Annotated in this window: 23 protein-coding genes; 11 read left to right on the top strand and 12 right to left on the bottom strand. The window is 41.9% G+C overall.

Going from position 1 to position 23,824, the window contains the following annotated elements:
* The first annotated feature begins 123 nt into the window (after positions 1-123).
* Together porV and ispF are read left to right on the top strand one after the other, a co-directional pair.
* Complete coding sequence (gene porV, locus E2R65_RS14705; RefSeq protein ID WP_134337237.1) at positions 124-1,299, top strand: type IX secretion system outer membrane channel protein PorV; 1,176 nt, start codon at positions 124-126, stop codon at positions 1,297-1,299.
* Positions 1,300-1,782 carry a 2-C-methyl-D-erythritol 2,4-cyclodiphosphate synthase gene (gene ispF / locus E2R65_RS14700; RefSeq protein ID WP_134337236.1) on the top strand — a complete coding sequence of 161 codons (483 nt, stop codon included), beginning with the start codon at positions 1,300-1,302 and terminating at the stop codon, positions 1,780-1,782. It begins immediately after the preceding gene.
* 107 nt (positions 1,783-1,889) lie between these two features.
* Here the strand turns inward: ispF and E2R65_RS14695 are convergent, their stop codons facing one another.
* From E2R65_RS14695 to E2R65_RS14660, 8 genes are all read right to left on the bottom strand, one after another.
* Positions 1,890-2,468 carry a hypothetical protein gene (locus E2R65_RS14695; protein ID WP_134337235.1) on the bottom strand — a complete coding sequence of 193 codons (579 nt, stop codon included), beginning with the start codon at positions 2,466-2,468 and terminating at the stop codon, positions 1,890-1,892.
* A gap of 127 nt (positions 2,469-2,595) precedes the next feature.
* Positions 2,596-5,976, bottom strand: coding sequence for a glycosyltransferase (locus E2R65_RS14690; protein WP_134337234.1), 3,381 nt, complete (start codon positions 5,974-5,976; stop codon positions 2,596-2,598).
* Between the two features lie 54 nt (positions 5,977-6,030).
* The gene (locus E2R65_RS14685; RefSeq protein WP_134337233.1) at positions 6,031-6,192 is read right to left on the bottom strand and encodes a FeoB-associated Cys-rich membrane protein; all 162 of its coding nucleotides are present in this window, start codon (positions 6,190-6,192) and stop codon (positions 6,031-6,033) included.
* A gap of 55 nt (positions 6,193-6,247) precedes the next feature.
* Positions 6,248-7,444 carry a hypothetical protein gene (locus tag E2R65_RS14680; protein WP_134337232.1) on the bottom strand — a complete coding sequence of 399 codons (1,197 nt, stop codon included), beginning with the start codon at positions 7,442-7,444 and terminating at the stop codon, positions 6,248-6,250.
* Positions 7,445-7,583: 139 nt separating this feature from the next.
* Positions 7,584-8,429 (bottom strand): type 1 glutamine amidotransferase, encoded by an 846-nt coding sequence (locus tag E2R65_RS14675; protein WP_134337231.1) that lies wholly within the window; start codon positions 8,427-8,429, stop codon positions 7,584-7,586.
* A gap of 107 nt (positions 8,430-8,536) precedes the next feature.
* A complete protein-coding gene (locus E2R65_RS14670; RefSeq protein WP_134337230.1) occupies positions 8,537-9,634 on the bottom strand; it encodes a carboxylate-amine ligase in 1,098 nt (365 codons plus the stop codon).
* Between the two features lie 150 nt (positions 9,635-9,784).
* Positions 9,785-10,855, bottom strand: a complete 1,071-nt coding sequence (locus E2R65_RS14665; protein ID WP_134337229.1) for an ATP-grasp domain-containing protein — start codon at positions 10,853-10,855, stop codon at positions 9,785-9,787.
* A gap of 116 nt (positions 10,856-10,971) precedes the next feature.
* Positions 10,972-11,679 (bottom strand): alpha/beta fold hydrolase, encoded by a 708-nt coding sequence (locus E2R65_RS14660; RefSeq protein ID WP_134337228.1) that lies wholly within the window; start codon positions 11,677-11,679, stop codon positions 10,972-10,974.
* 128 nt (positions 11,680-11,807) lie between these two features.
* On the opposite strand from E2R65_RS14660, the gene E2R65_RS14655 reads away from it, so the two are divergent.
* Positions 11,808-12,620: an alpha/beta hydrolase gene (locus tag E2R65_RS14655; RefSeq protein WP_134337227.1), complete on the top strand. Its 813-nt coding sequence runs from the start codon at positions 11,808-11,810 to the stop codon at positions 12,618-12,620.
* Between the two features lie 101 nt (positions 12,621-12,721).
* Here the strand turns inward: E2R65_RS14655 and E2R65_RS14650 are convergent, their stop codons facing one another.
* Entirely contained in the window at positions 12,722-13,051 is a 330-nt protein-coding gene (locus E2R65_RS14650) for an Imm32 family immunity protein (protein ID WP_204986320.1), read from the bottom strand.
* A 269-nt stretch (positions 13,052-13,320) separates the two neighbouring features.
* Between E2R65_RS14650 and typA the strand changes: the two genes are divergently transcribed.
* The 8 genes from typA to E2R65_RS14610 all read left to right on the top strand — a co-directional run bounded on the left by typA (position 13,321) and on the right by E2R65_RS14610 (position 21,741).
* Positions 13,321-15,132 (top strand): translational GTPase TypA, encoded by a 1,812-nt coding sequence (typA, locus tag E2R65_RS14645; RefSeq protein ID WP_134337226.1) that lies wholly within the window; start codon positions 13,321-13,323, stop codon positions 15,130-15,132.
* Between the two features lie 92 nt (positions 15,133-15,224).
* On the top strand, positions 15,225-16,223 hold the full coding sequence (locus E2R65_RS14640; protein ID WP_134337225.1) for an Ig-like domain-containing protein: 999 nt from the start codon (positions 15,225-15,227) through the stop codon (positions 16,221-16,223).
* Positions 16,224-16,309: 86 nt separating this feature from the next.
* On the top strand, positions 16,310-17,641 hold the full coding sequence (locus E2R65_RS14635; protein ID WP_134337224.1) for a flippase: 1,332 nt from the start codon (positions 16,310-16,312) through the stop codon (positions 17,639-17,641).
* Entirely contained in the window at positions 17,638-18,291 is a 654-nt protein-coding gene (locus tag E2R65_RS14630) for an FkbM family methyltransferase (protein ID WP_134337223.1), read from the top strand. The genes E2R65_RS14635 and E2R65_RS14630 overlap by 4 nt, the downstream gene beginning before the upstream one ends.
* Before the next feature lie 2 nt (positions 18,292-18,293).
* Positions 18,294-19,064, top strand: coding sequence for a class I SAM-dependent methyltransferase (locus tag E2R65_RS14625; RefSeq protein WP_134337222.1), 771 nt, complete (start codon positions 18,294-18,296; stop codon positions 19,062-19,064).
* A 134-nt stretch (positions 19,065-19,198) separates the two neighbouring features.
* Positions 19,199-20,044, top strand: coding sequence for a sugar transferase (locus E2R65_RS14620; protein ID WP_308472301.1), 846 nt, complete (start codon positions 19,199-19,201; stop codon positions 20,042-20,044).
* A 241-nt stretch (positions 20,045-20,285) separates the two neighbouring features.
* Complete coding sequence (locus tag E2R65_RS14615) at positions 20,286-20,528, top strand: hypothetical protein (protein WP_134337220.1); 243 nt, start codon at positions 20,286-20,288, stop codon at positions 20,526-20,528.
* Between the two features lie 118 nt (positions 20,529-20,646).
* On the top strand, positions 20,647-21,741 hold the full coding sequence (locus E2R65_RS14610) for an AI-2E family transporter (protein ID WP_134337219.1): 1,095 nt from the start codon (positions 20,647-20,649) through the stop codon (positions 21,739-21,741).
* 5 nt (positions 21,742-21,746) lie between these two features.
* On the opposite strand, the gene E2R65_RS14605 is transcribed toward E2R65_RS14610, so the two are convergent.
* The 3 genes from E2R65_RS14605 to E2R65_RS14595 are packed head-to-tail and all read right to left on the bottom strand — an operon-like array spanning position 21,747 to position 23,824.
* Positions 21,747-22,691 (bottom strand): hypothetical protein, encoded by a 945-nt coding sequence (locus E2R65_RS14605; protein ID WP_134337218.1) that lies wholly within the window; start codon positions 22,689-22,691, stop codon positions 21,747-21,749.
* A 52-nt stretch (positions 22,692-22,743) separates the two neighbouring features.
* Entirely contained in the window at positions 22,744-23,469 is a 726-nt protein-coding gene (gene recO, locus E2R65_RS14600; protein WP_134337217.1) for a DNA repair protein RecO, read from the bottom strand.
* A complete protein-coding gene (locus E2R65_RS14595) occupies positions 23,459-23,824 on the bottom strand; it encodes a diacylglycerol kinase family protein (RefSeq protein ID WP_134337216.1) in 366 nt (121 codons plus the stop codon). The genes recO and E2R65_RS14595 overlap by 11 nt, the downstream gene beginning before the upstream one ends.

Genomic DNA, 23,824 nt, shown 5'->3' with positions numbered 1-23,824 from the left:
AATCCCCTAAGCAAGTTACAATAATTTACGCCTTTAATGGTTTTAGGGTGTACTTGCACAAAAACGGTTACAATACCATTATATATTTTATTATTTTTAAATAATAAGACTAAATTGCACCCAATGAAGTTTTTGAATACTAAAAACCTTGCCGTATATATATTATTGGTTTTGCCTGCAGTTGCTGCAGCGCAAAGTACAACTACAACAACAGGCAGCAGTTCAAATGCTATACCCACGGCGGTTCCGTTTCTGAATATTTCACCAGATTCGCGTTCGGGCGCCATGGGTGATGCGGGTGTGGCCCTGTCGCCGGATGTAAACGCTAATTACTGGAACCCGGCTAAACTTGCCTTTTTAGAAAATAACGACGATATATCACTTTCTTACAGCCCCTGGCTCAGAAATTTAGTGCCTGATGTTAATCTGGCTTATTTAAGCTACGCCCATAAAATTGATGAGCGAAACAGCTTTGGCGCATCATTGCGATATTTTAACCTGGGGTCTATCCAGCTTATTGATAATAACCAAACAGATTTAGGTACCTATAAGCCTAATGAGCTTTCCCTTGATGCATCTTTTGCACGTAAATTTGGTAATAACCTGTCTTTAGGCCTTACGTTACGCTACATCTACTCTAACTTTAGCAGCGGGGCGTTTGTATCGGGTTCGGGGCAGCAAAATAAAGCCGGTAATGCTGTATCTGCGGGGGTATCCATGTATTATACCAAGCCTTACGGCAATAATTCTGTTTTTGCGTTTGGCGCCCATATTTCAAATATTGGTAATAAAATAAGTTATACCTCAACCGGGCCAAGCTATTTTTTACCGGCAAACCTTAAGCTGGGTGTCGCTAACACCTGGACCATAGACGACCTGAGCAAGTTTACCGTTGCTTTTGATATTAACAAATTACTGGTGCCAACGCCCCCTATAAGGGATAATGACGGCAATATTGTAAAAGGGCGTAATGATGATGTATCTGTACCTGCAGGGATCTTCCAATCGTTTGGTGATGCGCCCGGTGGTTTTAGCGAAGAATTAAAGGAATTAACCTTTTCGCCAGGGGTAGAGTATCTTTACAACAACCTTTTTGCCGTAAGGGCGGGTTATTTTTACGAAAACCCGGATAAAGGCGGGAGGCATTATGCAACTACAGGCGTTGGGGTTAAATATGATATTTTCAAGTTTGATTTTTCTTACCTTATCGCCAGCCAAAAAAACAGCCCGCTGGCCAATACACTTCGTTTTACACTGTCGGCCAGTTTTGGCGGCACTAATAACGCTTCTAAAAGATAGATGGCTAAAATTAAAGTAGGCTTTGGGTTTGATGTACATCAGCTCAGGCAAAACCATCCATTTGTTTTGGGTGGGGTAACCCTTGAACATACCAGTGGTGCATACGGCCACTCTGATGCCGATGTAATGCTGCATGCGATATGTGATGCCTTGTTAGGCGCCGCCAACCTGCGCGATATAGGTTTCCATTTCTCTAATACAGATGATAGGTGGAAAGGCATCAGCAGTTTAATACTGTTGCAGCATGTTGTTGCCCTGCTGGCAGAAAAGGGCTGGCAAATAGGCAATATTGATGCTATGGTATGCCTGGAGGCCCCTAAAATAAACCCGCATATCCCGGCTATGCAAGCCAATATTGCTAAAGCCGCCGGTATAGCTATTGATGATATATCCATTAAAGCTACCACCAACGAGCAGCTTGGCTTTATAGGCCGGCACGAGGGTATTGTTGCCTACGCGGTTTGCCTGATAGAAAAGAGATAATAGCCGGATATTATTAATTTTAAATACAATAAAAAATACCTGTATAGCTCCGTAATTCAGGCGGGTTATACAGGTATTTTAAAACTATCTTTTTTGGATGAGCTGTACTATCCTTCAGAATTAATAACTTGTTTTAGGTATTCCAGCGAGCGCAAAAATTGCTCCTGCGTATCGGGCATGTACACAAGCGTTACTTCCAGATCAAGATATAAGCGGCCCGGCCTCCTGCTAAAATATTCGTTATTACCGCGTACCGAACCGGTGGTAGTAATCTGCGAGTGGGTGGTAACTACCTTGCTGTAATATTTTTCGTAATCGCTTCTCATCTGGTTAATGCGGCCCTCGTATTTTTGTGCTGCATTTTTTTGTGCTGCTAATTCTAACAGTTCATTAAATTTAGAATCGATAACAGATGTAGAGGTGTACACAAAGTTGGATGGCGTTTGGGAGAAAGTAAATGATACCCTTTGCCTGCGGGAAACCACCTTTGGCGTAAACGATAAAATTTGCCAGCCGGAAGGTGCCGCGTAAACATTATTAATACCGCTCCGGCCATTCCAGGATACATCAATGTGGCAAACCGTTGTTTGTACCTTCATGGTTTTTCCGATAGATGCCGTGTCTGTTTGGGCCGAGGCATAATTAAATGCAACTGCCATTACTAAAAGTGTTAAGATCTTTTTCATGATTAAGGTTTTTATATATGCCAAAATTATGATCAGATCAAAATTAAAACCCTGTATAAAACACGTTTTATACAGGGTTTTTTAACGGTGTAAAACCTTGGTTTAACAAGTGTGGTTGTGGCTTAAGTTACGGCATCTTTTGCTCTTCGCCTGCCAGTTCGCCCTTTTTTAAAGTTACGTTGCCTGTACGTTTTAGCACGCCCCAGGTATTTAATTCACCTTTAAGCGCCTTGCGGATTGATTTAAAGAGGATGTAATACATCAGCTGCCGCCAAATAAACCGCTGCGGTATCAGATACACCAGCTTATAGTATTTTTCTTTCTCCATCCGGAAGGCTATAAAGCCTACAATAAAATCAACCATCAGGAATGCCACATAAAATACCAGCAGTTTTTCGGGATGACTGCCAAAAATACCCAGGATCATGATCAGGTCTGCCAGGGGCGAGAACAGGGGCAAGATGATCTGGAAGATGAGGATGTTTGGCATCCCTACCATACCAAAATAGCTGAATTTTTTGTTGAACAGCGCATCCCGGTTTTTCCAAAAGCTTTGGATCACCCCAAAACTCCAGCGGAAACGCTGCTTAAGCAGGGCGTTAAGGCTTTCGGGGGCTTCGGTAAAGGCAATTGCCTCGGCACAGTTTTTTATAACGTAGCCTTGTTTCAGGATACGCATGGTCAGGTCGCAATCCTCGGCCAGGGTATCATAAGTAAAGCCGCCTGCCTGGAAAATAGCCGCTTTGCGGAATGCCCCGATAGCGCCGGGTACTACCGTAATGCTGTTGATGATATCAAACGCGCGGCGATCCATGTTTTGGGCAGTAATGTACTCGATAGATTGCCATTTGGTAATGATATTCGTTTCGTTTCCCACTTTAACGGTGCCTGCCACCGCGCCAATTTCCTTATCGGTAAAATAGGCCATCAGGTGGTATATGGCATCTGTTTTTAGCTGGGTATCGGCATCAATGCAAACTACAAAATCATGTTCGGCATGGGTAATACCAAAGTTTAACGCCGATGCTTTGCCTCCGTTTGGCTTGGTAAGCACTTTTACCAACGGGTGGCTGCCATAAGCTTCGGCCACTACCTGGTATGTTTTATCCTTCGACCCATCATCCACAAAAATGATGTTGAAGTTAGGATACTCGGTTTTTAGCAGGCTTTGGATAGTTTTAATAGCCGTAATTTCTTCGTTGTAGGCCGGTACAATAATACTTATTGGCGGCTGGGGGTGCGGCGCGGCATCTATTTTTTTGTTATTGTTAAACTGTTTTGTAGCCAATATACCTATGAGTATAATGCGGCCCATAGCCAAAAATATGGCCGACAGAAATAAGTAAAATAAAAACCGGTTGCCTATAAAAAAGCCTACCACAACAACATCATAAAAACGGCCCCAAAAGGTTTTATCGTCGCTGGTTGGCATCGGCATCAGGTCGTCTTTACTTTTACCCAAAATATCGGCAATGGTGGTAAACTCGTAACCATTCTTTTTAAAATAATGGATGATGGCCGGCAGTGCCTTTACGGTTTCTTCGCGGGTATCGCCCCCGGCATCGTGCAGCAATATCATACTGCCGTTATCTTTTTGGCGAATGGTACGCGCAATGATGCTATCGGCGGTTACACCGGGCTGCCAGTCCCACGGGTCTATAGATTCGCCTATGGTAATGTAGCTTTGCCTGCGGCTTTCTGCCACGGGGATCACTTCTGCCAGGGTTTGCGGCTCGGCATCGGCGTTAAACGGAGGGCGGAATAAGATAGTACTGCGCCCCGTTACCGATTCTATCAGTTTACGGGTAGCGTTTAGTTCCAGGTTTACACGTTCTATGCTGATAGTTGAAATATCCGGATGCAGGTAGGTATGGTTACCAATTTCGTACCCCTCATCATAAATACGTTTAAGCAGCGGTATGTTTTTTTCTACCATCGACCCAACTACAAAAAAGGATGCCGGTACTTTTTCTTTTTTTAAGATATCCAGTATCCGTGGCGTAAAATCAGGGTCGGGGCCATCATCAAAAGTTAAAACAACTTTACCCCGCTTATAACCATACTTGCGAATAACGTATTTGGTAGGAATGGTTATATAATCCTGGTTAGTTATGGTGTAGTTTGTGGTATCAAGGCTTACCTTAATTTCGCCTTTGTTGGGCACGGTTATCAGATCCAGTACCTCCCCGTCGCCGGCATAGCTTATGTTGTTGCTTAGGCCAACCGTGGTTAGCCGTTTAACATCTATCCCTGTTTTTTTAAGAGAATCTATCGAAAGGTTTTTTTGGAAGAAACTCCATAAGCGAGGATCTTCGGCACCTAAGCGCCATAAAGCAACACCGCCTGTGGCCCAGTCGTCTGCCATGCGGATAACATTAAAATTGGTGGCGGCATCGGTAAAATAAACGGTATGGTCTACACCATCGTTACCCAGATAAGTATAATGGAGGTTGGCGGATAGCGGATCGTAAATTATTTTTTGCTTTTTTTGCTGTGCAGTACTAATAGCCTGCTGATAACCTATGGCCTGCCCTATACTACCTTCGGGCCAGTCGAAACCACCGCCTGCAAAGGTTAAAATAACCTTTTCGCTTGGGATAACAGAACACACCTGGTCTAAAATCTCTTCTACCCAATGCTGGTGGGACACATCGCCGGCGTTGGTGCCCTCGGTATGCTCGTCAATAGCCGTTACAAACAAAAAGTCGTTTATTTTTTGTAAGCGCTTCAGGTCGTACTCATCATCATTCGGTAATATGTTTTGGGTAACTAACAGCCCTTTGGCTTTAAAAATACTGTACAGGTCATTCTGAAAAGCGATGTACTCTTTGCTGTTTCGGTCTTTAATATCTTCCAGGTCAACATTTATTCCATTAAAGTTATAATGCTGCAGCCTATCGGCCATGCTGTTGATAAAAGCTACACGCAGCTTTTTATTTTTAAAGATCCGTTCAACATCTTTAGTATCATATTCGCCCGATTTATTATCGATGTTAACGTAATTAGATAAGGTAAGAAGCACCTGCTTTTTATATCTTTTGTTAAGATTGATCAGGCCCGTATCTATGGTAGCTTTGAGTGTATCTGCGTTACGCGAAAACGAAAAGCCTTCAGACACCACCATATCTAAACGGGGCATATTTTCTGCAAGGGAGGTATAGGCCTGCGCTTCCCAGGCTTTATAAAAAGCAGCATTTATACGGTTGGCATTGTTGGGATGCTTAAGCTGATGTAAACGGCGTGCTTTTGCCAGTACGGCTATTTCGGCTTTTTCTATTTTAAAGTCCTTGTATTTTTTTGATTTTTTGAGGGCTTCCATTTCCTCCTTACCGATGCGTTGCGGAACCGGATCAAGGATAGGTAGCGTAGGATATTCAGTTGAGGTAACGGTAATTACCGCAGCCACAGCGCCAACAACCAATATAATAATAATGATGCGGCTTAACCATTTAAAACGGGTCCACCTGCCGGGGTTATCAGCCTGAAATATCTGCTTATTAGAAGACATGAAAAGGAATATCTATAATGTGAATGATAAAGGTACGGTTTAATACAGCACAAACTATCCGGGTTGCTTTCCGGTATCGATATTAGAAAAATCTACACCACATTTGCAATTGCTGCGGCAGCCTTTTTTTGCGAACAGGCTTTTATACAATAAACGGCCTACGTAAAAAACTGCTGCAATAAACAATACCATAATAATAACTGCCTGCATGCTCATGTCACAAAATTAATACTTTATTATATACGTACAGACTGTTAAAAAAGTATAAGGTTTATTTGTGCATAAAAGCTACGGTGCCGCCAACCCAGTCAAAATCTTTATTATATCTAACGCCTATCATTTTACCGCGACTAAGCCTGGCCAGGTTTACGGCAAGTGTGGGCCCGGCATCACCATCGGGCCAAAGGTACAGCAGGCGGATCTCTATTTTAACCCCACCATCGGGCGACTCTAAAACAGGCTGGTAGGTCACTTTTTCCTGCAGGATCCAGTTCTCCGGATCCTGAATCTGTTCGATATCACCATCCATAATATCGATGATAACACCCTGCCCTGCAAAACTGAACAGGGGTTTTAAAACATAATTCTGCAGGTCTTCCGGAATGTTTTTTACCTCATGCAAAAATTGTGTTTTTGGGATATAATCGCCCTGTAAAAAAGGCATAGTAAACTTACTGATACGGTAAAACCAGTTTGGATGCGCTATCCATTCCACATCCAGCGGTTTACGAATGTCTGCTACTTTGTTAAATATCTCGGGGTCGTTATCTATTTCATCAAATATTAGCCGGTTATAAATTCGGCGGATGCGTTTCTTTTCGCCAACGGCCGTTTTGTAAAAAAGCTGATCGCCCTCCTGTATCAGATCTGCCAGGGAAACTACAGGTGTGCCAATGTAGCCTTCGGTGATGTAAAAGTCTACCGCAGTTTTTTGATTGGGGGCGTCTACATCCATCAGCACCACCTCATCGGGCTGGTAGGGGCCTATAATGGTTTTACGAAGTAAATCTAAATAGCCGCTTTTGCTTAAGCCATTAAAAAATATGGTTTGGTTACCGGGAATATTATAAGCATGCCTGTAATTTTCTGCCAAATGTGCCTGGAAACCATACAGCGAGGGGAACCCCTGCATTTCTATCAGCTTAGGAACAGGGTTACCGGCATCATCTTTACAAACCCCAAAATCCAAAGCAATAAAATGCGCATGATCGTTCTCGTTAGCTACCCGCCATTTATCAGGAATGGCGCGTTCGCTTATTTCCTTAAAATCGGGTTTAAGAATGGCAGCTATTATTTCCTCTCCGGCTTGTAATAACTTATCCCTAAAATCATCAGTTAAAAATACCGGTGTTTCGGCAATGCGAAACTCTATCGGTTTTTTAAGGCCGGTATTCAGGTCTACCAAAAAATCAGCATACTTCTCTTCTGTGAAGTTTTGGTTGAATGTTTTTCTGGCTGATGGGTTCATATTGATCTTATTAATTTGTTTTGGTGCCGCGAGCCTGTGGCTTGTGGTAAAGCATGGCTGCAGCTTTCAGCTGCCGTAAGCCGAAAGCTTACCTTGTGCTCTCGTGGGTTACGCTACGCTAAACCCGCGAGAGCATTAGCTATTCTCCAATATCTACCCTCTGGTAACTCAATATCGCTTCATCCAGAAAATTAGGGATAATGGTATTTTGGGTAAGTATAATTTTATCCGGGTCTTCTAAACGCTCCAGCATCTCGCGGTATTTGCCTTCGCCATGCTCACGTATCACATCTTCTTTTTTATCCTCGCGCTGCAGCATTACACTCATGCCGTGTGCATCAGCCTCGGGATGGAACTGTGTGGCGAAAAAATAGTCGTTAAAACGGATGGCCATTATAGCCCGCGGCAAATCTACATATGGTCGTTCTTTTTCCAATGCCAGTATTTCCATGCCCAGTTCCTTAAATCTGCTCATATCCGGGTTTACTACCTGCCAGCTGCGCGAATCTACTGTGTAAAAAGGGTTGGCAAGGCCGTTAAAAACAGGCTCGTTATTCCCCGCACCGGTCATGTGCACCGGCAATATGCCAAATGACGCCGAACGCCTCAGGTTAATATCCCCTAATCTATATTTACGGCACATCAGCTGGAACGAATGGCATACAAAAAAAACATGCTTTTTGATAGTGCCTGCCTGTTTGTTATGTGCTTCCAGTTTATCTATCAGGCGAAAGTATTTCTTTTCCCACTCGGTACCTTCACTATCCAGCGGGCTGCCCGGCCCGCCGCTGGAGATGTACACATCAAAGGAGGTATCGGGTACCTGCCCTTTCAGGCGCACATCAAAAATCTGATAGGTCAGATCAAGGTTGTGCTGTACCTTGTAACGGCCCAGTATCTCCCGGAAACCCCGCATCCCTTCGTTAGCCACACCTTCGTAAAGGTCTAATATGGCTACTCTCACTTCCGGTTTATCTGTATTCATTTAATCTATCTAATCTCTACCGGTAGGGTGGAGAATTTACTTTTATATTTTGTTGCCTAACACCTTTCAATAAGCCCTCTCCTTAGGGGAGGGTTTGGGTGGGGCTTTTATATCCCCTTTAAAGTTTGCGATGTAATGTAGTCCACCACGTCTACAAAGTTATTACTTTGCTGGTAAATGGCCAGCTGCCTGTCGGCTCCGGTGCCGTTTTCTAATATTTTGTGTACATATTGCAAATCGTCTCGGCAACCCAGGTCGTCTACTACGTCATCAATAAAATCTAAAAGTTCCAGTATTAGCGCACGCGTGTTCACTTCAAGTTCCTTGCCAAAATCTATCATTTTGCCATCAATGCCATAACGTGCGGCGCGCCATTTGTTTTCATTGATCAAAGCACGGTTATAAGTAATGAATTTCATGTTGCTTTGGCGCAACTTGTATAGCTTGGCGCAGATACACTGAAACAGCGCCACAAAAGTCATGGTTTCATCTATCAGCATCGGGCAATCGCAAACGCGGAATTCAATGGTTTCAAAGAAAGGGTGAACGCGCAGGTCCCACCAGATTTTTTTGGCATTATCTATACAATTGGTTTTTACCAGCAGTTTAATATACCTGTCGTAATCTTCAATGCTGTCAAAATAATCGGGGATGCCCGTACGCGGAAATTTGTCAAACACCTTGGTGCGGAATGATTTATAGCCCGTGTTCCGGCCTTCCCAAAAAGGGGAATTGGTTGATAATGCATAAACGTGCGGCAAAAAATAACGTGCCTGGTTGGCAATGTGTATGGCCATATCCCGCGACTGGATGCCCACATGTACATGCAACCCGAAGATAAGGTTGGAGCGTGCCGCTTCCTGTAACTCGTCTACGATCTCGAAATACCGGGGATGATCTGTTATCAGTTGATGCTGCCAATGCGAGAAGGGATGGGTGCCGGCAGCGCCAATGCGCAGGCCAATATCACCCGCAAGCTGGGCTACGGTTGTACGCAGCTTACCTACCTCTTTACGCGCCTCTTCGGTATTGCGGCAAATGTGGGTGCCCACCTCTACAACAGCCTGGTGCATTTCGGCTTTTACCTGATCCTCATGGATTTTTTGCGCACTATCCACAATTCTTTGGTCATGCGATTGCAGTTCCCGGGTTACGGGGTCAATCACCATAAATTCTTCTTCAACACCTAAGGTAAACTCGTTCATGATCGGTTAGGGGTTATTGGTTTCATGTAAGTGTCATTTCGAACGATAGAGAGAAATCTTATACAAGCGATTTTAGCGAACTTTGCAATGCTATTGCATGGTGTAAAAGATTTCTCCTCGTACCTCGTTCGAAATGACAACACTATAATTTTATTTCTTCGCCACCTTTTTAGGCGCTGGCACTTTCTTTTTAGGTTTCGCTTCTTCACTTATAGCATGGTCAACCGTGCCAACGCTGGTATCGGCTTTTGGTGCTTTGGCTGCAGCAACAAGCGGTTTCCCTGCCACTCCGGTACGTACGTATTCGCCCCAGGTAAGGTTATCCTTGTTGTCTTTTTGGGCTTTGGCGCGTTCTATGGCGTAAGATGCAGCGGTTTCTACCACCCATTCAAAGTTATCCTGGCCAACGCTGGTTACTTCGGCATCCGGTGCGGGGTTGCAAAAATCAATAGCGTATGGTATGCCATCGCGTACGGCAAATTCTACGGTGTTAAAATCGTAACCTAAATACTGGTTTAATTGCAGCACATATTTGGTGATGGTATCCAACATTTTTTTAGATGCCGGGGCTTTGCCGTGCTCATAACGCAGGTGATGCGGGTTGCGCGGCTCATACTGCATAATGCGCACGTGCTTGCCGCCAATGCAGTAACAGCGAAAATAATCATCAAAAATGATCTCTTCCTGCAGCAGCATTACCAGTTGCTTGGTTTCGGCAAATTTTGCCCAAAGGTCTTCCTTGTCTGCAATTTTGTAAACATCGCGCCAGCCGCCGCCGTCAAACGGTTTCATGTATGCCGGGAAACCAACATAATCAAATATCCCGTCCCAATCTAATGGGAAGGCCAGGTTGCGGAAAGAGCGGTCGGTTGTGCTATCCGGATGGTCTTTTGAAGGCAGCAAAACGGTTTTAGGTACAGGTACCCCCAATTTAACAGCTAAAGCATTGTTGAAGAATTTTTCATCAGCGCTCCACCAGAATGGATTGTTGATAACCGCTGTGCCGGTGATAGCAGCATTTTTTAAGGATGCCCGGTAAAATGGTACATCCTGAGAGATACGGTCTACAATTACGGAGTAACCTAAAGGCTCGCCCTGCATCATTTTATCAATGCGTACAAATTCAGCAGAAATTCCCTTTTCGGCCTTTTCGTTTATCCTGTCTACAAATGCCTGGGGGAAAGAATTTTCCTGCCCGAATAAGATGCCTATTTTTTTCATGGTAGTATGTTTTTAAATTCTAAACGCTAATTTCTAAATTCTAAAAAGGAAAATTGTAAATCCTAATCCATAAACTGTAAGACCCTATCTCAGATCTCTTATCTCAAATCTCATGTCTACTTAATCGTGCTTAAATAATGCGGAAACATTTCTTTCCAAATTGGCCAATCATGATCGGCAAACGGGCGAATATCCAGCCAGTGGTTTATGTTTTTTTCTTTCAGGATGTTAGCCATGCGGATATTATAATCCTTACACATATCATGCTCTGATGTACCCAGTACAATGTTCATCTGCCAAAGTTCGGGCTTGTTGCTGCCGGGCAGAAAATCTACCGGGTTGTTATAAAATATGTTATCATCGTAGTAACCATCTGTAAACATGGTAATATCAAAAGCGCCGCCCATAGTGAATAAATGCGCTACCATTTCGGGGTGTTTAAAGGCGAAATTTGCCGCGTGATAGCCGCCAAAGCTACAACCTGCAACAGCTACTTTGCCCACAGCGGTTTCGTGCATGGCCCAGGGGGCAAGTTCTTCTACCAGCATTTTATCGTACCAGGCGTAGTTGCGGGCACGGTCGGCAGGGTGGATGCCTTTGTCATACCAGCTGCGGTCGTCGATGGTATCCGGGCAGTAAATTTTCACCAGTCCCTCGTCTACAAACCACTTTACACTATCTATCAAGCCAAAATCTTTATTTTGATGATAGCGGCCTTTGGTAGTAGGGAAAAGTATTACCGGGAAGCCCCTGTCGCCAAAAACCAGCATTTCAAGATCAAGGTTCAGGTTATGAGAATGCCAGCGGTGATATTGTTCAGTCAAAATATAACGTTTAAGAGGGTAATATAGCAGGATTGTGTGTAAATGTCAACAACGTGCCAAATAATTATGTTTTAAGCAATCTTTAAAAGTTTAAGGGTATTTTTGTACCCTTAATAATTAAAATTATAATGTACTACAGTACAGATATTGAAATGAATATAGCGCAGCAGGAACTAACCATAGCATCGAAAGTATTAGAACGCGAAGTTACCCTTACCCTGCTGATGCCTGGGGATAATGCTGTGGCAGAGCCTCTTAACCTGCTTTTATTGAACGATGGCCAGGACCTGGAAGATTTAAAGCTGGCCGATACACTGCAAAACTTATACGACCGAAACTGCATAAAGCCCTTGCTTACCGTAGCCATACATGCGGGCGAAGAACGCATACAAGAATATGGTATTGCAGGCAAGCCCGACTTTAAAAAGCGCGGTGCCAAAGCAGATACATACACCAAATTTATCCAAACAGAGCTTTTGCCATTTATAAAGGAGCATACGGGCATCGAGCATTTTGAGGTCACCGCATTCGCCGGCTTTTCGCTGGGTGGATTAAGCGCGATGGATATTGCCTGGAATAATCCGGAATTATTTGATAAAGTGGGCGTGTTCTCGGCATCTTTTTGGTGGAGAAGTAAGGACCTGATTAAGGGTTACACCGATGAAGACCGCCTGATGCACAGCATGCTGAAAAATACCATCGGCAAACCCGAATTAAAGTTTTGGCTGCAAACCGGCACTAAAGATGAAACTGCCGACCGCAACAAGAATGGCATTATAGATTCTATTGACGATACTATAGACATTATTAAAGAACTGCTTGCCAAAGGCTACCAGCGCCCTGCCGATATCCAATACCTGGAAGTACTAAACGGCACGCATAACCCGGAAACCTGGGGAAAAGCCATGCCTAAGTTTTTGCAATGGGCTTTTGGGAAGTAGGGAGGATTAAGGAGATTTGACAGATTACTGCGATTGTAAAATAGGATCAAAGCAACTTACCGGTAAATAAGCATTCAAAGTTTATTACTGTCAGTTGGGTATTAGTCTTTATCCTTTTCTATATATGCATCATAGAAACTGCCAGTTCGTTTCGCATCAAGTCTGCCAAGAATAATTTCCACCGAACTTTTGCTGGTATTTATATTTGGAAACAAATGATAGTGCTCTCTTGCACCTATTGGTAATTTTTTCATTTTCTCCTGGTTAGTATCGGCAAGTTCTAACAAAAGGCGCGCTAAAGATCTAAGTCCGTTTGGGTCACCATGAATCATCACCTCCTGCCACTTTTCTACAATGCCTTCAAATTCGTCCTCTTTATCAGATATAATAATGTCAAGGTGCCCTGTGATATCATGATGAATCATTTTCATAGCTCGAATATATTAAATGATTCAGAGAATAATTAAAGACTCAATTTTTAGCTTAAGAATTATAGCGATACATGCCTTAGCATAAGGCCTGCAGGGCATTTGCGATTAGAATACATATTTCCTCACACTTCGCTCTCTACACCATCTTCCTCAACCGTCGCATGTTACCAAACAATTAAGTAATAATCAGATAATTGTAAAATGCCGCCGGCCCTTTCAAATGCCATTTCTAAAACGTATCTTTGCGCAAAATTTAGAGGCCGCATTTCATGCAAAAAATAAGAAATATTGCGATTATCGCACACGTTGACCACGGTAAAACCACATTGGTTGACAAAATTTTACACAGCTGCTCTATCTTCAGAGATAACGAGCAAACTGGTGAATTGATACTGGATAACAATGACCTGGAGCGTGAGCGTGGTATTACCATCGTATCAAAAAACGTTTCGGTAATGTATAAAGATGTTAAGATCAACATTATTGATACCCCTGGTCACGCCGATTTTGGCGGAGAGGTTGAGCGTGTATTGAAAATGGCTGATGGTGTTCTTTTACTTTGCGACGCTTTTGAAGGTGCTATGCCTCAAACACGCTTTGTAACCCAAAAAGCTTTGGCTTTAGGCTTAAAACCAATTGTGGTTGTAAATAAGGTAGATAAAGAGAACTGCCGCCCCGAAGAAGTTTACGAACAGATCTTTGAATTATTCTTCAACCTTGAAGCTACTGAAGAGCAACTGGATTTCCCGGTGATCTATGGTTCATCAAAGCAAGGCTGGATGAGCACAGACTATAAAAAACCAACGGAAGATATTTTTCCGTTAATGGATGCCATCTTGGAGAACATCCCACCGGCACCTATCAATGAAGGTACTCTGCAAATGCAGATCACTTCGTTAGATTACTCATCTTTCGTAGGTCGTATTGCTATTGGCCGTGTAGCACGTGGTACCATTAAAGAAAACATGCCGGTATCATTGGTTAAACGCGATGGTACTATCCAAAAAACACGTATAAAAGAACTTTATACTTTTGAAGGTTTAGGCAAGGTTAAAGCTACATCTGTAAGCGCAGGTGATATTTGTGCCGTTGTAGGTATAGAAGGTTTTGATATTGGCGATACCATTGCTGATTTTGAAAAACCTGAGCAATTAGAGGTTATCAAAATTGACGAGCCTACCATGAACATGTTGTTCACCATCAATACTTCACCATTTTTTGGTAAAGAGGGTAAATTTGTAACATCACGCCACCTGCGCGACCGTTTGTACAAAGAGATGGAGAAAAACCTGGCACTTAAGGTTGTTGAAACCGAATCGCCTGATTCTTACCTGGTTTACGGCCGTGGTATCCTTCACTTATCTGTACTGATAGAAACGATGCGCCGCGAAGGTTATGAGTTACAGGTAGGCCAGCCGCAGGTTATCGTTAAAGAAATTGACGGTGTTAAATGTGAGCCGGTTGAAACCCTGATTGTAGATGTACCTGGCGACGTTGCAGGTAAAGTAATTGAGTTGGTAACACAACGCAAAGGCGACCTGTTGGTAATGGAGCCTAAAGGCGACTTACAGCACCTGGAGTTTGATATACCTGCACGTGGTATCATCGGTTTACGTAACAACGTATTAACTGCAACAGGTGGCGAGGCTATAATGGCCCACCGCTTTAAAGCATACGAGCCTTGGAAAGGCCAGATCCCTGGCAGATTAAATGGTGTATTGGTATCTATGGATACCGGTAAAACTACTGCCTTTGCTATTGATAAATTACAGGACAGGGGCCGTTTCCATGTTGACCCGGGTACTGATATTTACGAAGGACAGGTTTTAGGCGAGCACATTCGCGATAACGATTTGGTTATTAACTTAACTAAAGGCAAGCAGTTAACCAACATGCGTGCATCCGGTAGCGATACCAACGTGCGTATTGCACCAGCTATTAAATTCTCTTTAGAAGAATCTATGGAGTACATCCAGGCCGACGAATACATTGAGGTAACCCCGCAAAGCATCCGTTTACGCAAGATCTACCTGAACGAGAACGAACGCAGAATTAACGCTAAAAAATTCCAGAGCCAGTAATTGAATAGCACTAAATAAAAGGAGCCTTCGGTTTGATACTGAAGGCTCTTTGTGTTATAGTGGAATTTATTATATTAAACAAAACAACCTAAATGAAATTTTTTTTACAATTATTATTGCCCTGTTTGTTGTTATTAACGATATCGTGCGTTAAAAGTGTGGATGAAACACCAGAGTCGATCACCCTTAATTATACCGACTTGCCATTGCAGGTTGGCAGCTCAAAATTACTCTTAGCCCGTAAGTATGATGCTACCGAAATTATATGGTCATCATCTGATAGTACAGTTGCCTCAATCACAGATAAAGGAATAATTACAGCTTTAAAGGTGGGGCAAACTACGATGACGGCTAAAAGCAAAAAATATAATATTTCAGCTACGTGCATGGTTATTGTATCGCCAATGATTATAGAGGGTAAAGATATAGGCATAGGCGCCAATGGTTCTATATTTATTATTGGAACTGACAGCACTTCGGCAAGCAGCGGTTACAGTATATCTGAATTAAAGAACAACCAACTTACCAAGTTGCCCGATTGCGGTGCAGTCCGGGTAGCGGTATCGCCTTTAGGAATGCCATGGGTGGTAAACAAAGCACACAAAATATTAAAATATAATGGCACTGGTTGGGATGAACTTCCTGGTTTAGCGACTGATATTGCTATTGGTGCAAACGGCAGCGTATTTACAATTGGTACAATCGAGGTTTCGCCAACTGGTGGTAACAACATTATGAGATGGACCGGAACCGCCTGGGAAGATATGTTAGATTGCGCAGGTACCCGTATAGCAGTTACACCGGCAGGCATCCCGTGGGTAGTTAATAAATCAGGGCTTGTTTATCAGTTTGGCGGCACATATTTGTGGTCGGCATTTAATAATGTTACAGCATCAGATATTGGTATTGGCACTAATGGCAGTGTGTTTGTAACAGGGAAAAATACCGGTGAAGGTAACCCGGATATATTCAAATTCGACGGTGTGTATGATTGGAGTAATATTGGTGTAACCGGCGGTACAAATATATCAGTAACGCCGGATGGTAAAGCCTGGTGGATAGATAAAGCTAATTTGGTGCATCACCAATAGTAGTAAATTGCTTATATTTGATTATATAAAGTAAAGCCCTGATAATTATCAGGGCTTTTTCTTTTTTGATACATTTGCACATAATTATGCGCATACCCAGCATCCCCGGATTTGATCAGCAAGCCTTAGAAAAGTATTTTAAAAATACCGGGTGGCTTTTAATTGCCAGGGTAGGCAGCATGGTAGTTAAGTTTGTTATTAACAGTGTTTTGCTTTCGCGATACCTTAGCACTGCTGAATTTGGGATACTCAACTACCCAATGGCTATAGTTACATTTACTATGGCTATTGCAGCTTTAGGGTTAGATGGTTTTATTACCCGCGAATTAATAACACATCCTGAGAAAAAAGACACTTTATTGGGTACTGCGTTTTGGTTAAGATTAACAGCAGGATTAGGTACACTGCCACTTGTTTTTTTGATATATGTATTGCTATCATTAGCTAAACCTTTAGAAACACCTTTTAGTTATGTGCTGATAGTAGCTTTTACTTCTATAGTACAATCGGCCAATATCATCGATAGTTTTTTTCAATCAAAAGTGCAAGGAAAAAGCATTATGTACGTGCAGGTATCGGGGAATATTATTTCTGCATTGGTAAAGCTATTATTTGTTATTTTGCAACTGCCGCTTATTTGGTTTGTTTACTCGCTCTTATTTGATGCTGTTATTTTAGCTTTAGGTTACCTACTAATATATCAAAAGGGAGGTAACCATATTCGGTCATGGAGGTATGATGGCAGGCTTACAAGCTACTTGCTTAAACATTCCTGGCCACTGGCATTTTCAGCAATACTTGTAACCATTTACATGAAAATAGACCAGGTAATGATACCGATGTATGTTAAAGCAAGCCAATTAGGGATATACACTACAGCAGCAAGTTTAAGCGAAAACTGGTATTTTATTCCAGTGGCTATTGTAACATCTGTTTTCCCCGCAATTATGCACGCTCGTAAAACGGATATTGAGCGCTACTACAAGCGATTGCAAAATATGTATGATCTGATGGTCGTGTTAAGTGTGGGTATTGCGGTTGTAATGAGTTTAGGTTCCAATCTAATTTACCATTTATTATATACAAAGCCGTATTGGCCTGCTGCACCGGTGCTTGCTGTACATGTTTGGGCCGGTGTTTTTGTTTTTTTGGGGAGTGCCAGCGGGCAATATTTGATAGCAGAAGGCTATTTTAAGCTGTCTATGCTTCGTACCGGTGTGGGCGCTATTGTAAACATAGTGTTGAATTTATTTTTTATACCAAAGTATGGTATAATTGGTGCAGCTTATGCAACGTTAATAGCTTACGCAGTAGCTACTTTCTTTATATTATTTATACCTAAAACAAGGCATCAGGGCGTTATGATGTTAAAATCATTATTTTTAATTTCACTTTTTCAAAAAATCGTAAAGCGTTGAGCACATTTTCATCATTACTAAAAGTATTAATCAATCCGTCGCATTTGCGCGCGCTGCTGTCATTTAATAAAAAGGGATATCTTAATGATATCGGCTGGTTCAAGGCCTTTGATACTAAATCACCGGTAGATCAGGATGGTAATCCTATCCCCTGGGTTACATATTCTTTTATAGATTTTGTAAAAACGAGGCTTAGTAAAGAGCACACCGTATTTGAATTTGGCTCGGGTAACTCCACTTACTTTTATGCAAAATATGCCAGCCTGGTAATGTCTGTAGAGCATGATAAAGAGTGGTTCGATAAAATAGAGAAGTCGCCAGCTAAACCCAAGAATTCAGAATTAATTTATTCAGAACTGATACGCGATGGCGATTATTGCCGCATGCCTGTTAAACTGGGCAAAAAGTTTGATATAATTATAGTAGATGGCCGCGACCGTGTAAATTGCTGCAAGCAGGGGATAGAAGCGCTTACTACAAACGGTGTAATGGTGCTTGATGACTCGGAACGGGATGTTTATAAAGAAGGGGTTGAATTTCTGCTAAGTAAAGGCTTTAAACATTTGTTGTTTAGTGGTATTTCACCAGGCTTATTTTATCGTAAATCTACATCTGTTTTTTATAAATCTGATAACTGCCTGGGGATATAGTTATGTCAAAAAAAATTATAAGCAACAACGTAAAAACCGCGTATGATGAGTTTTATAAAACTCATGATGAAGACTGGCGTATGCTGGGGGCTAAGTATAAGGCGCAGCATATAGTTGATGTTTGTAAAGGCAAACAATTTAATAAAGTGCTGGAGGTTGGTGCAGGCGATGGCAGCATCCTAAAAATACTATCAGACCATGATTTTGCCCCAGAATTGTACGCGGTAGAAATATCTGATAGCGGGGTAGCACATATTAAAGGCCGCAATATCAAAAACCTGGTATCTGTACAGGAATTTGATGGGTATAAATTGCCTTTTGAGGATGACAGCTTCGATCTAATCATCCTGTCGCATGTGCTGGAGCATGTAGAGCATGAGCGGCTGTTGCTGCGCGAAATCAAGCGTGTAGGTAAAAACGTTGTGATAGAAGTGCCTATTGATTATAAAACTAATGTAGATAAGCGCATTAAGCATTTTTTGGCTTACGGGCATATTAATGTTTATACACCAACATCGTTAAGATATTTACTGCAAACCGAGGGTTTCGAGATCCGGAAAGATCTTAACTCGATCATCAGCCCGGAGGTTACCCGGTTTAACACTTTTATCAACCAAAAAAAGCCCGAAACATTTGTTAACAAGTTTAAGATACTGGCCACATTTGCAGCAAAAAATACATTAATTGAACTAAGTAATAAATTAAAAGAACGCCTGGCCAACGCTTATACCGTATTATGTACTAAAACAAATAGGCAAGCCGATATCTTTTAAACTCCAAAGCCCCTTATCAGCACAACAATAATTATTAATTTTATAACTCAACAAACCAGTAATTGCCTGCCACTGCACCTATAGCACTATTTGTATATAACCGGCCCCATCATACGAGCCAAACGCTAAGTTATTTGCAGCAAAATTTATTATCGGCAGAGTCGGATCTGTTTATTTTTGCTGATGGGCCGAAAACTGCTGCGGACAAGCCAAGTGTTGAAGCGGTTAGAGCGATGGCCGATCGTGTAACCGGCTTTAAATCGGTAAAGGTTATAGCACGTACACAAAATATGGGGTTAGCTAATTCCATTATTAGCGGCGTAACGCAATTGGTTAATCAATACGGTAGTGTTATCGTTTTTGAGGATGATCTAATATCGTCACCGTACACGCTCCAATATTTTAACGATGCCCTTTTGCGGTATCAGAATGCAGATGAAGTGATGCACATCAGCGCCTACATGTTTCCGTTGCCGAATAAAGACCTGCCCGAAACGTTTTTTTTTCGTGCAGCGTTTAGTTGGGGATGGGCCACATGGGCAAATTCCTGGAATAGTTTTGAACCTGATATAGATAAACTAATGGCGCAGTTTGACGCCGGGAAGATAAACCAGTTCTCGATAGAGGGCACCATGAATTTTTGGAAACAAATGCAGGATTTTAAGGCCCGTAAAAACAACTCATGGGCTATACGCTGGTATGCTTCTGTTTTTTTAAAAGGTGGGTTAACATTAAATCCATCACAATCCCTCATTCATAATATCGGGCATGATGGCAGCGGCGTACATTCTAATATAGAAGATACTTATGGCGTGCAGATATCACAGCAACAGGTTAAGTATTTCCCGGATATTTTAACGGAAAATATACCTGCTTATGAAGCTATAAAGTATTTTTTAAAAAACCGTAAGGGGAATTTTATTATGCGTGGTTTACGCTTTGCTAAACAGCTTACAATCAAATATCTGCCCAAGAAATAGTGTTTATTAACATTTAGCCAAATTTTATTGCCGGTGTTAATAAAATATATTATTTAAATATTGTCTACTTAGTATATAGATATTATATTTGGTTAATTATTATATATCCTACCTACCCAATTGTTCTTTATGATATAATGAGGTCAGTAAAAACACAAAAAGAGAAAGCCATAAGTTTTCTCTTTTTTGCTTTCTGAAACATTGCCGCCCGCTTGGTGTTATATTTAAAAATCACTAAACCATGATTGAAGATAAAGATACCACCCCGGCCGAAAAAGATGGCAAATATGAGTTTTTGATGCATTACTCGGGTCGTGAAGTACCCTGCAAGGTCGAAAAAAATCAGAATAAACTTAATGTACATATCGAAGATAACATCCAGGCCGAATTAACTATTCAGCAGGATGGCTGTATTTTGCAAACCGGTGGCAGCGAATTGCCGGATTCTGCCATCGACTATATTAAAAAACGTATCCTGGGCTAATACCCTGCAAAATTATACCAAGCGCTTAGGGATAGCGGTAAGCTATCTGCTGATGGCTTATCGCATAATTAACGCGCTTTACTCATTTATTTGTATTGCCAATCCTGCCTTTTTGTATATGAATGTAACTTACCTTAATCAAACGCTCCGTATTTTGTTGTTATTTGTGTTGGTATTTGGTATTCTGTACTTTGCCTCGGCAGTTTTAATTCCGCTTACGTTTGGCATGATACTATCTATGCTGCTTTTACCTGTTTGCCATTGGCTGCAAAGTAAAGGAATGGGTAATGGTATGGCATCTGTTTTAAGTGTGCTGGCACTACTTGTATTAATTGGCGGAGTGATAACCCTGCTGCAGTATCAGATAAGCGATCTGGCAGATGACCTTTCAAAGATTGAAGAGCGGGTAAATAGTATAATAGCCGGGGCAAAAGATTATGTTAAACAGCATTTTGGCATATCACATCGCGAGCAGCAAAAAATAATTAAAGAACAGCAGGGTAGTGGCATGGGCAAAGCAGCCGGGATGATTACCACCCTTTTAGGCTCGTTAGCGGGTATTTTGGTTGATGCTATTTTAGTGCTGGTTTATACTTTTCTTTTTATTTTTTACAGGGGGCATTTCAAAAAATTTATACTGCGCCTGTTTAAACCGGATGATCGTAAAGAAACGGCGCTTGTGCTTGATAAAGCAGGTGCCGTAACCCAAAACTATTTAGGTGGTTTAGGCTTGATGATTGTAATGCTATGGATAATGTATGGCATTGGCTTTAGCATAGCTGGTGTAAACAATGCACTATTTTTTGCGGTATTATGCGGTATATTGGAGCTGGTGCCTTTTGCAGGGAATATTACCGGTACATCCATTACCATTTTAATGGCTTTGGCACAAAGTGGCGATACCCGTATTGTGATAGGTGTAATTATAACCTACGGCTTGGTGCAGCTTATTCAAACCTACATACTGGAGCCGCTTGTAGTAGGCGACAGGCTAAATATCAATCCGCTATTTACTATTTTTATTATTGTAGTGGGCGAGGCTGTTTGGGGCATACCGGGCATGATTCTGGCTGTACCGCTTTTAGGTATGTTTAAAATAGTTTGCGACCATGTAGAACCCCTTCATGACTATGCCTTTTTAATTGGACCGCCTAAAGAGAAAAAAGGTGAAGAAGGTAACTTTTTAACCCGGCTGTTTAAACCAGGTAAATAGGCTGCTTATTTAGCCGCCATAATCCCCTTAACGTTTACGGCTACAGTACTGGCATGCGCCATTCCCAAAGTTTTGCCCGGTACGGTTTTCATAAACAGTTTTAAATAGGTGTTCATAATACCTGTTGATACCTTGATGAAATTCTTTTCGGCTGCGTCATCACCCAAAAACACAACCAATGGTTTATCATAATGCCATACGCCAACAGAATCTATCGTAGCTTTAAAGGAGTAATCGAAATTTTGATACGCTTTGTGGATCACGATGTCGTAAACCGGGTTAAGGTAATCATCATCAGTACTATACTTATTATCAATAAGGCTGGGTTTTGCTTTACGCTGATTAACTGCCAAATTGGGGTTGGTGCTGATCATTTGCACCGGCTGCGATGCAGCGAACGCTTTTTTAATATCGCTGTTGGCTTTAGCTACAAGGCCACGCACATACACACTATCACGCTTACTGGCACGCTGCAGCACAGATACATCGGTTTTTAATTTATTTTTGATGTAATCCTCAGAGTAAAGCCTCATGGTTACCCTTGATTTATTCAGATTTATCGAATCGCCCTGCGCTTCTAACAATAAAAATATCAAGCTATCCTTGCTCATCACCTTCATCTTTAAAAAGGCATGGGCAATGTTAAAAACCGAATCTGTACCCAAGGCCAGCGGGAAGTTGAAGAACTTGCCTTTAACCGGGCTATATAACGCTGCCGAATCTTCAGATACGAAACGCAAACGCCAATCTGGCATCAGGTGAAAGCCATATTCGTTAAACGACAGCCCATTGTTTTGCTTACGCGATACCTCCAGGAAAGTAATCCCTTCTACGCTTTTGAACGATATTTTGGTTTTATCTTTCTTTTTGGGGCCGCAGGCAGTAAGCGAAAATATTGCTGTTAAAATTAATAAGGCGTTTTTGATTGCTTTTTGATAGATGACAGGCATTTTGCTAAATTATAAAATTTGTTTTTTGTAAGCGAAGTATTAGGTTAACAACCTATCCTAAAACCTCTTCTAATACTTCATGCGATCTGATGTTGCCAAAACCTTCTATGTGCATGGCATAATATTCTAATAGTTTATTGATGAGGTAACGCCGCTCGTCGTTGTTTAGTTTTACTTCATTAATATTGCCGAAGTTACTTTTTAACAGCGTATAAAAATTTTTGGTATGCGGCGGCGATAAATAAGAAAGGCTATCGGGCCTGTAATTGCTGAACACGCCATCCTTCATGTCAAAGTAATCGGCATCAGCAGCTACTTTGCCATGCGGGTAAAAACCCAGATAGCGCGTTAATTGCACCAAAAACAGCAAATGAAAGTTTGCAAGTCCGCGGGTTTTATGGTCCAATAATTCGATGGCATTAAAAACGAAATCGAAGATGTTTTCATCTGGTGTTTGTTGCTTTACCGCTTTATATAATACCTCGTTCAGAAACATGGCAATGCAGCTTTTAATCACATCATACGGGATGGTTTGCAACATAGGTGCATTCTTTAATTCGGCTATGCGCTGTACGTTTCCATTGGCTTTGTGGTAAACCACCATATCTACCAGGTGCAGCGGCTGCAGCATATTACGGTTTATTTTAGCCTTAGGCTTTTTTGCACCGTTAATGATGTATGATTGCAACCCGAATTTTTCGGTAAAGATCTGTACTACAACGCTGCTTTCGCTGTAATCGGTAGTTTTAAAAACAATGCCACGGGTTTTATGCAGCATGGAAAAGTAAAAGTAATTTGGGTGCAAAAATAATAATACCGGTTATCAGCGTAAATAAAGCCATTATTAAAACTGCTGCTGCGCTTACATCTTTAACATGGCCGGCCAGTTTATTATATTGTGGCGATACCAGGTCTACAAGGGCTTCTATGCCGGTATTAAAAAGTTCCATTACCAGCACCAGGGCAATACATAGGTTTATCCAGTGCCATTCCTGCGTATTGATATTTAAATATAGCCCCAGTGCAATAACTACACATGCCGCACTGGTTTGTATCCTGAAGTTAAGCTGTGTAATAAAGGCATACCTTAGGCCCTTTAGCGCAAAACCAACACTCCGGATAAATTTGTTCAT

Origin of the sequence: Mucilaginibacter phyllosphaerae (genome assembly GCF_004378255.1) — a bacterium.
GTDB lineage: Bacteria > Bacteroidota > Bacteroidia > Sphingobacteriales > Sphingobacteriaceae > Mucilaginibacter > Mucilaginibacter phyllosphaerae.
Note: the sequence above shows the minus strand (reverse complement) of the source record. Positions and strands in the feature narration are given on the sequence as shown.

Coding starts and splice junctions, on each gene's coding strand:
- E2R65_RS14605 (WP_134337218.1), bottom strand. CDS start 22,691: ATGCCTGTCATCTATCAAAAAGCAATCAAAAACGCCTTATTAATTTTA.
- typA (WP_134337226.1), top strand. CDS start 13,321: ATGCAAAAAATAAGAAATATTGCGATTATCGCACACGTTGACCACGGT.
- E2R65_RS14690 (WP_134337234.1), bottom strand. CDS start 5,976: ATGTCTTCTAATAAGCAGATATTTCAGGCTGATAACCCCGGCAGGTGG.
- E2R65_RS14615 (WP_134337220.1), top strand. CDS start 20,286: ATGATTGAAGATAAAGATACCACCCCGGCCGAAAAAGATGGCAAATAT.
- E2R65_RS14635 (WP_134337224.1), top strand. CDS start 16,310: ATGCGCATACCCAGCATCCCCGGATTTGATCAGCAAGCCTTAGAAAAG.
- ispF (WP_134337236.1), top strand. CDS start 1,300: ATGGCTAAAATTAAAGTAGGCTTTGGGTTTGATGTACATCAGCTCAGG.
- E2R65_RS14655 (WP_134337227.1), top strand. CDS start 11,808: ATGTACTACAGTACAGATATTGAAATGAATATAGCGCAGCAGGAACTA.
- E2R65_RS14670 (WP_134337230.1), bottom strand. CDS start 9,634: ATGAACGAGTTTACCTTAGGTGTTGAAGAAGAATTTATGGTGATTGAC.
- E2R65_RS14595 (WP_134337216.1), bottom strand. CDS start 23,824: ATGAACAAATTTATCCGGAGTGTTGGTTTTGCGCTAAAGGGCCTAAGG.
- E2R65_RS14685 (WP_134337233.1), bottom strand. CDS start 6,192: ATGAGCATGCAGGCAGTTATTATTATGGTATTGTTTATTGCAGCAGTT.
- E2R65_RS14695 (WP_134337235.1), bottom strand. CDS start 2,468: ATGAAAAAGATCTTAACACTTTTAGTAATGGCAGTTGCATTTAATTAT.
- E2R65_RS14680 (WP_134337232.1), bottom strand. CDS start 7,444: ATGAACCCATCAGCCAGAAAAACATTCAACCAAAACTTCACAGAAGAG.
- E2R65_RS14610 (WP_134337219.1), top strand. CDS start 20,647: ATGAATGTAACTTACCTTAATCAAACGCTCCGTATTTTGTTGTTATTT.
- E2R65_RS14640 (WP_134337225.1), top strand. CDS start 15,225: ATGAAATTTTTTTTACAATTATTATTGCCCTGTTTGTTGTTATTAACG.
- E2R65_RS14665 (WP_134337229.1), bottom strand. CDS start 10,855: ATGAAAAAAATAGGCATCTTATTCGGGCAGGAAAATTCTTTCCCCCAG.
- E2R65_RS14675 (WP_134337231.1), bottom strand. CDS start 8,429: ATGAATACAGATAAACCGGAAGTGAGAGTAGCCATATTAGACCTTTAC.
- E2R65_RS14650 (WP_204986320.1), bottom strand. CDS start 13,051: ATGAAAATGATTCATCATGATATCACAGGGCACCTTGACATTATTATA.
- recO (WP_134337217.1), bottom strand. CDS start 23,469: ATGCTGCATAAAACCCGTGGCATTGTTTTTAAAACTACCGATTACAGC.
- porV (WP_134337237.1), top strand. CDS start 124: ATGAAGTTTTTGAATACTAAAAACCTTGCCGTATATATATTATTGGTT.
- E2R65_RS14625 (WP_134337222.1), top strand. CDS start 18,294: ATGTCAAAAAAAATTATAAGCAACAACGTAAAAACCGCGTATGATGAG.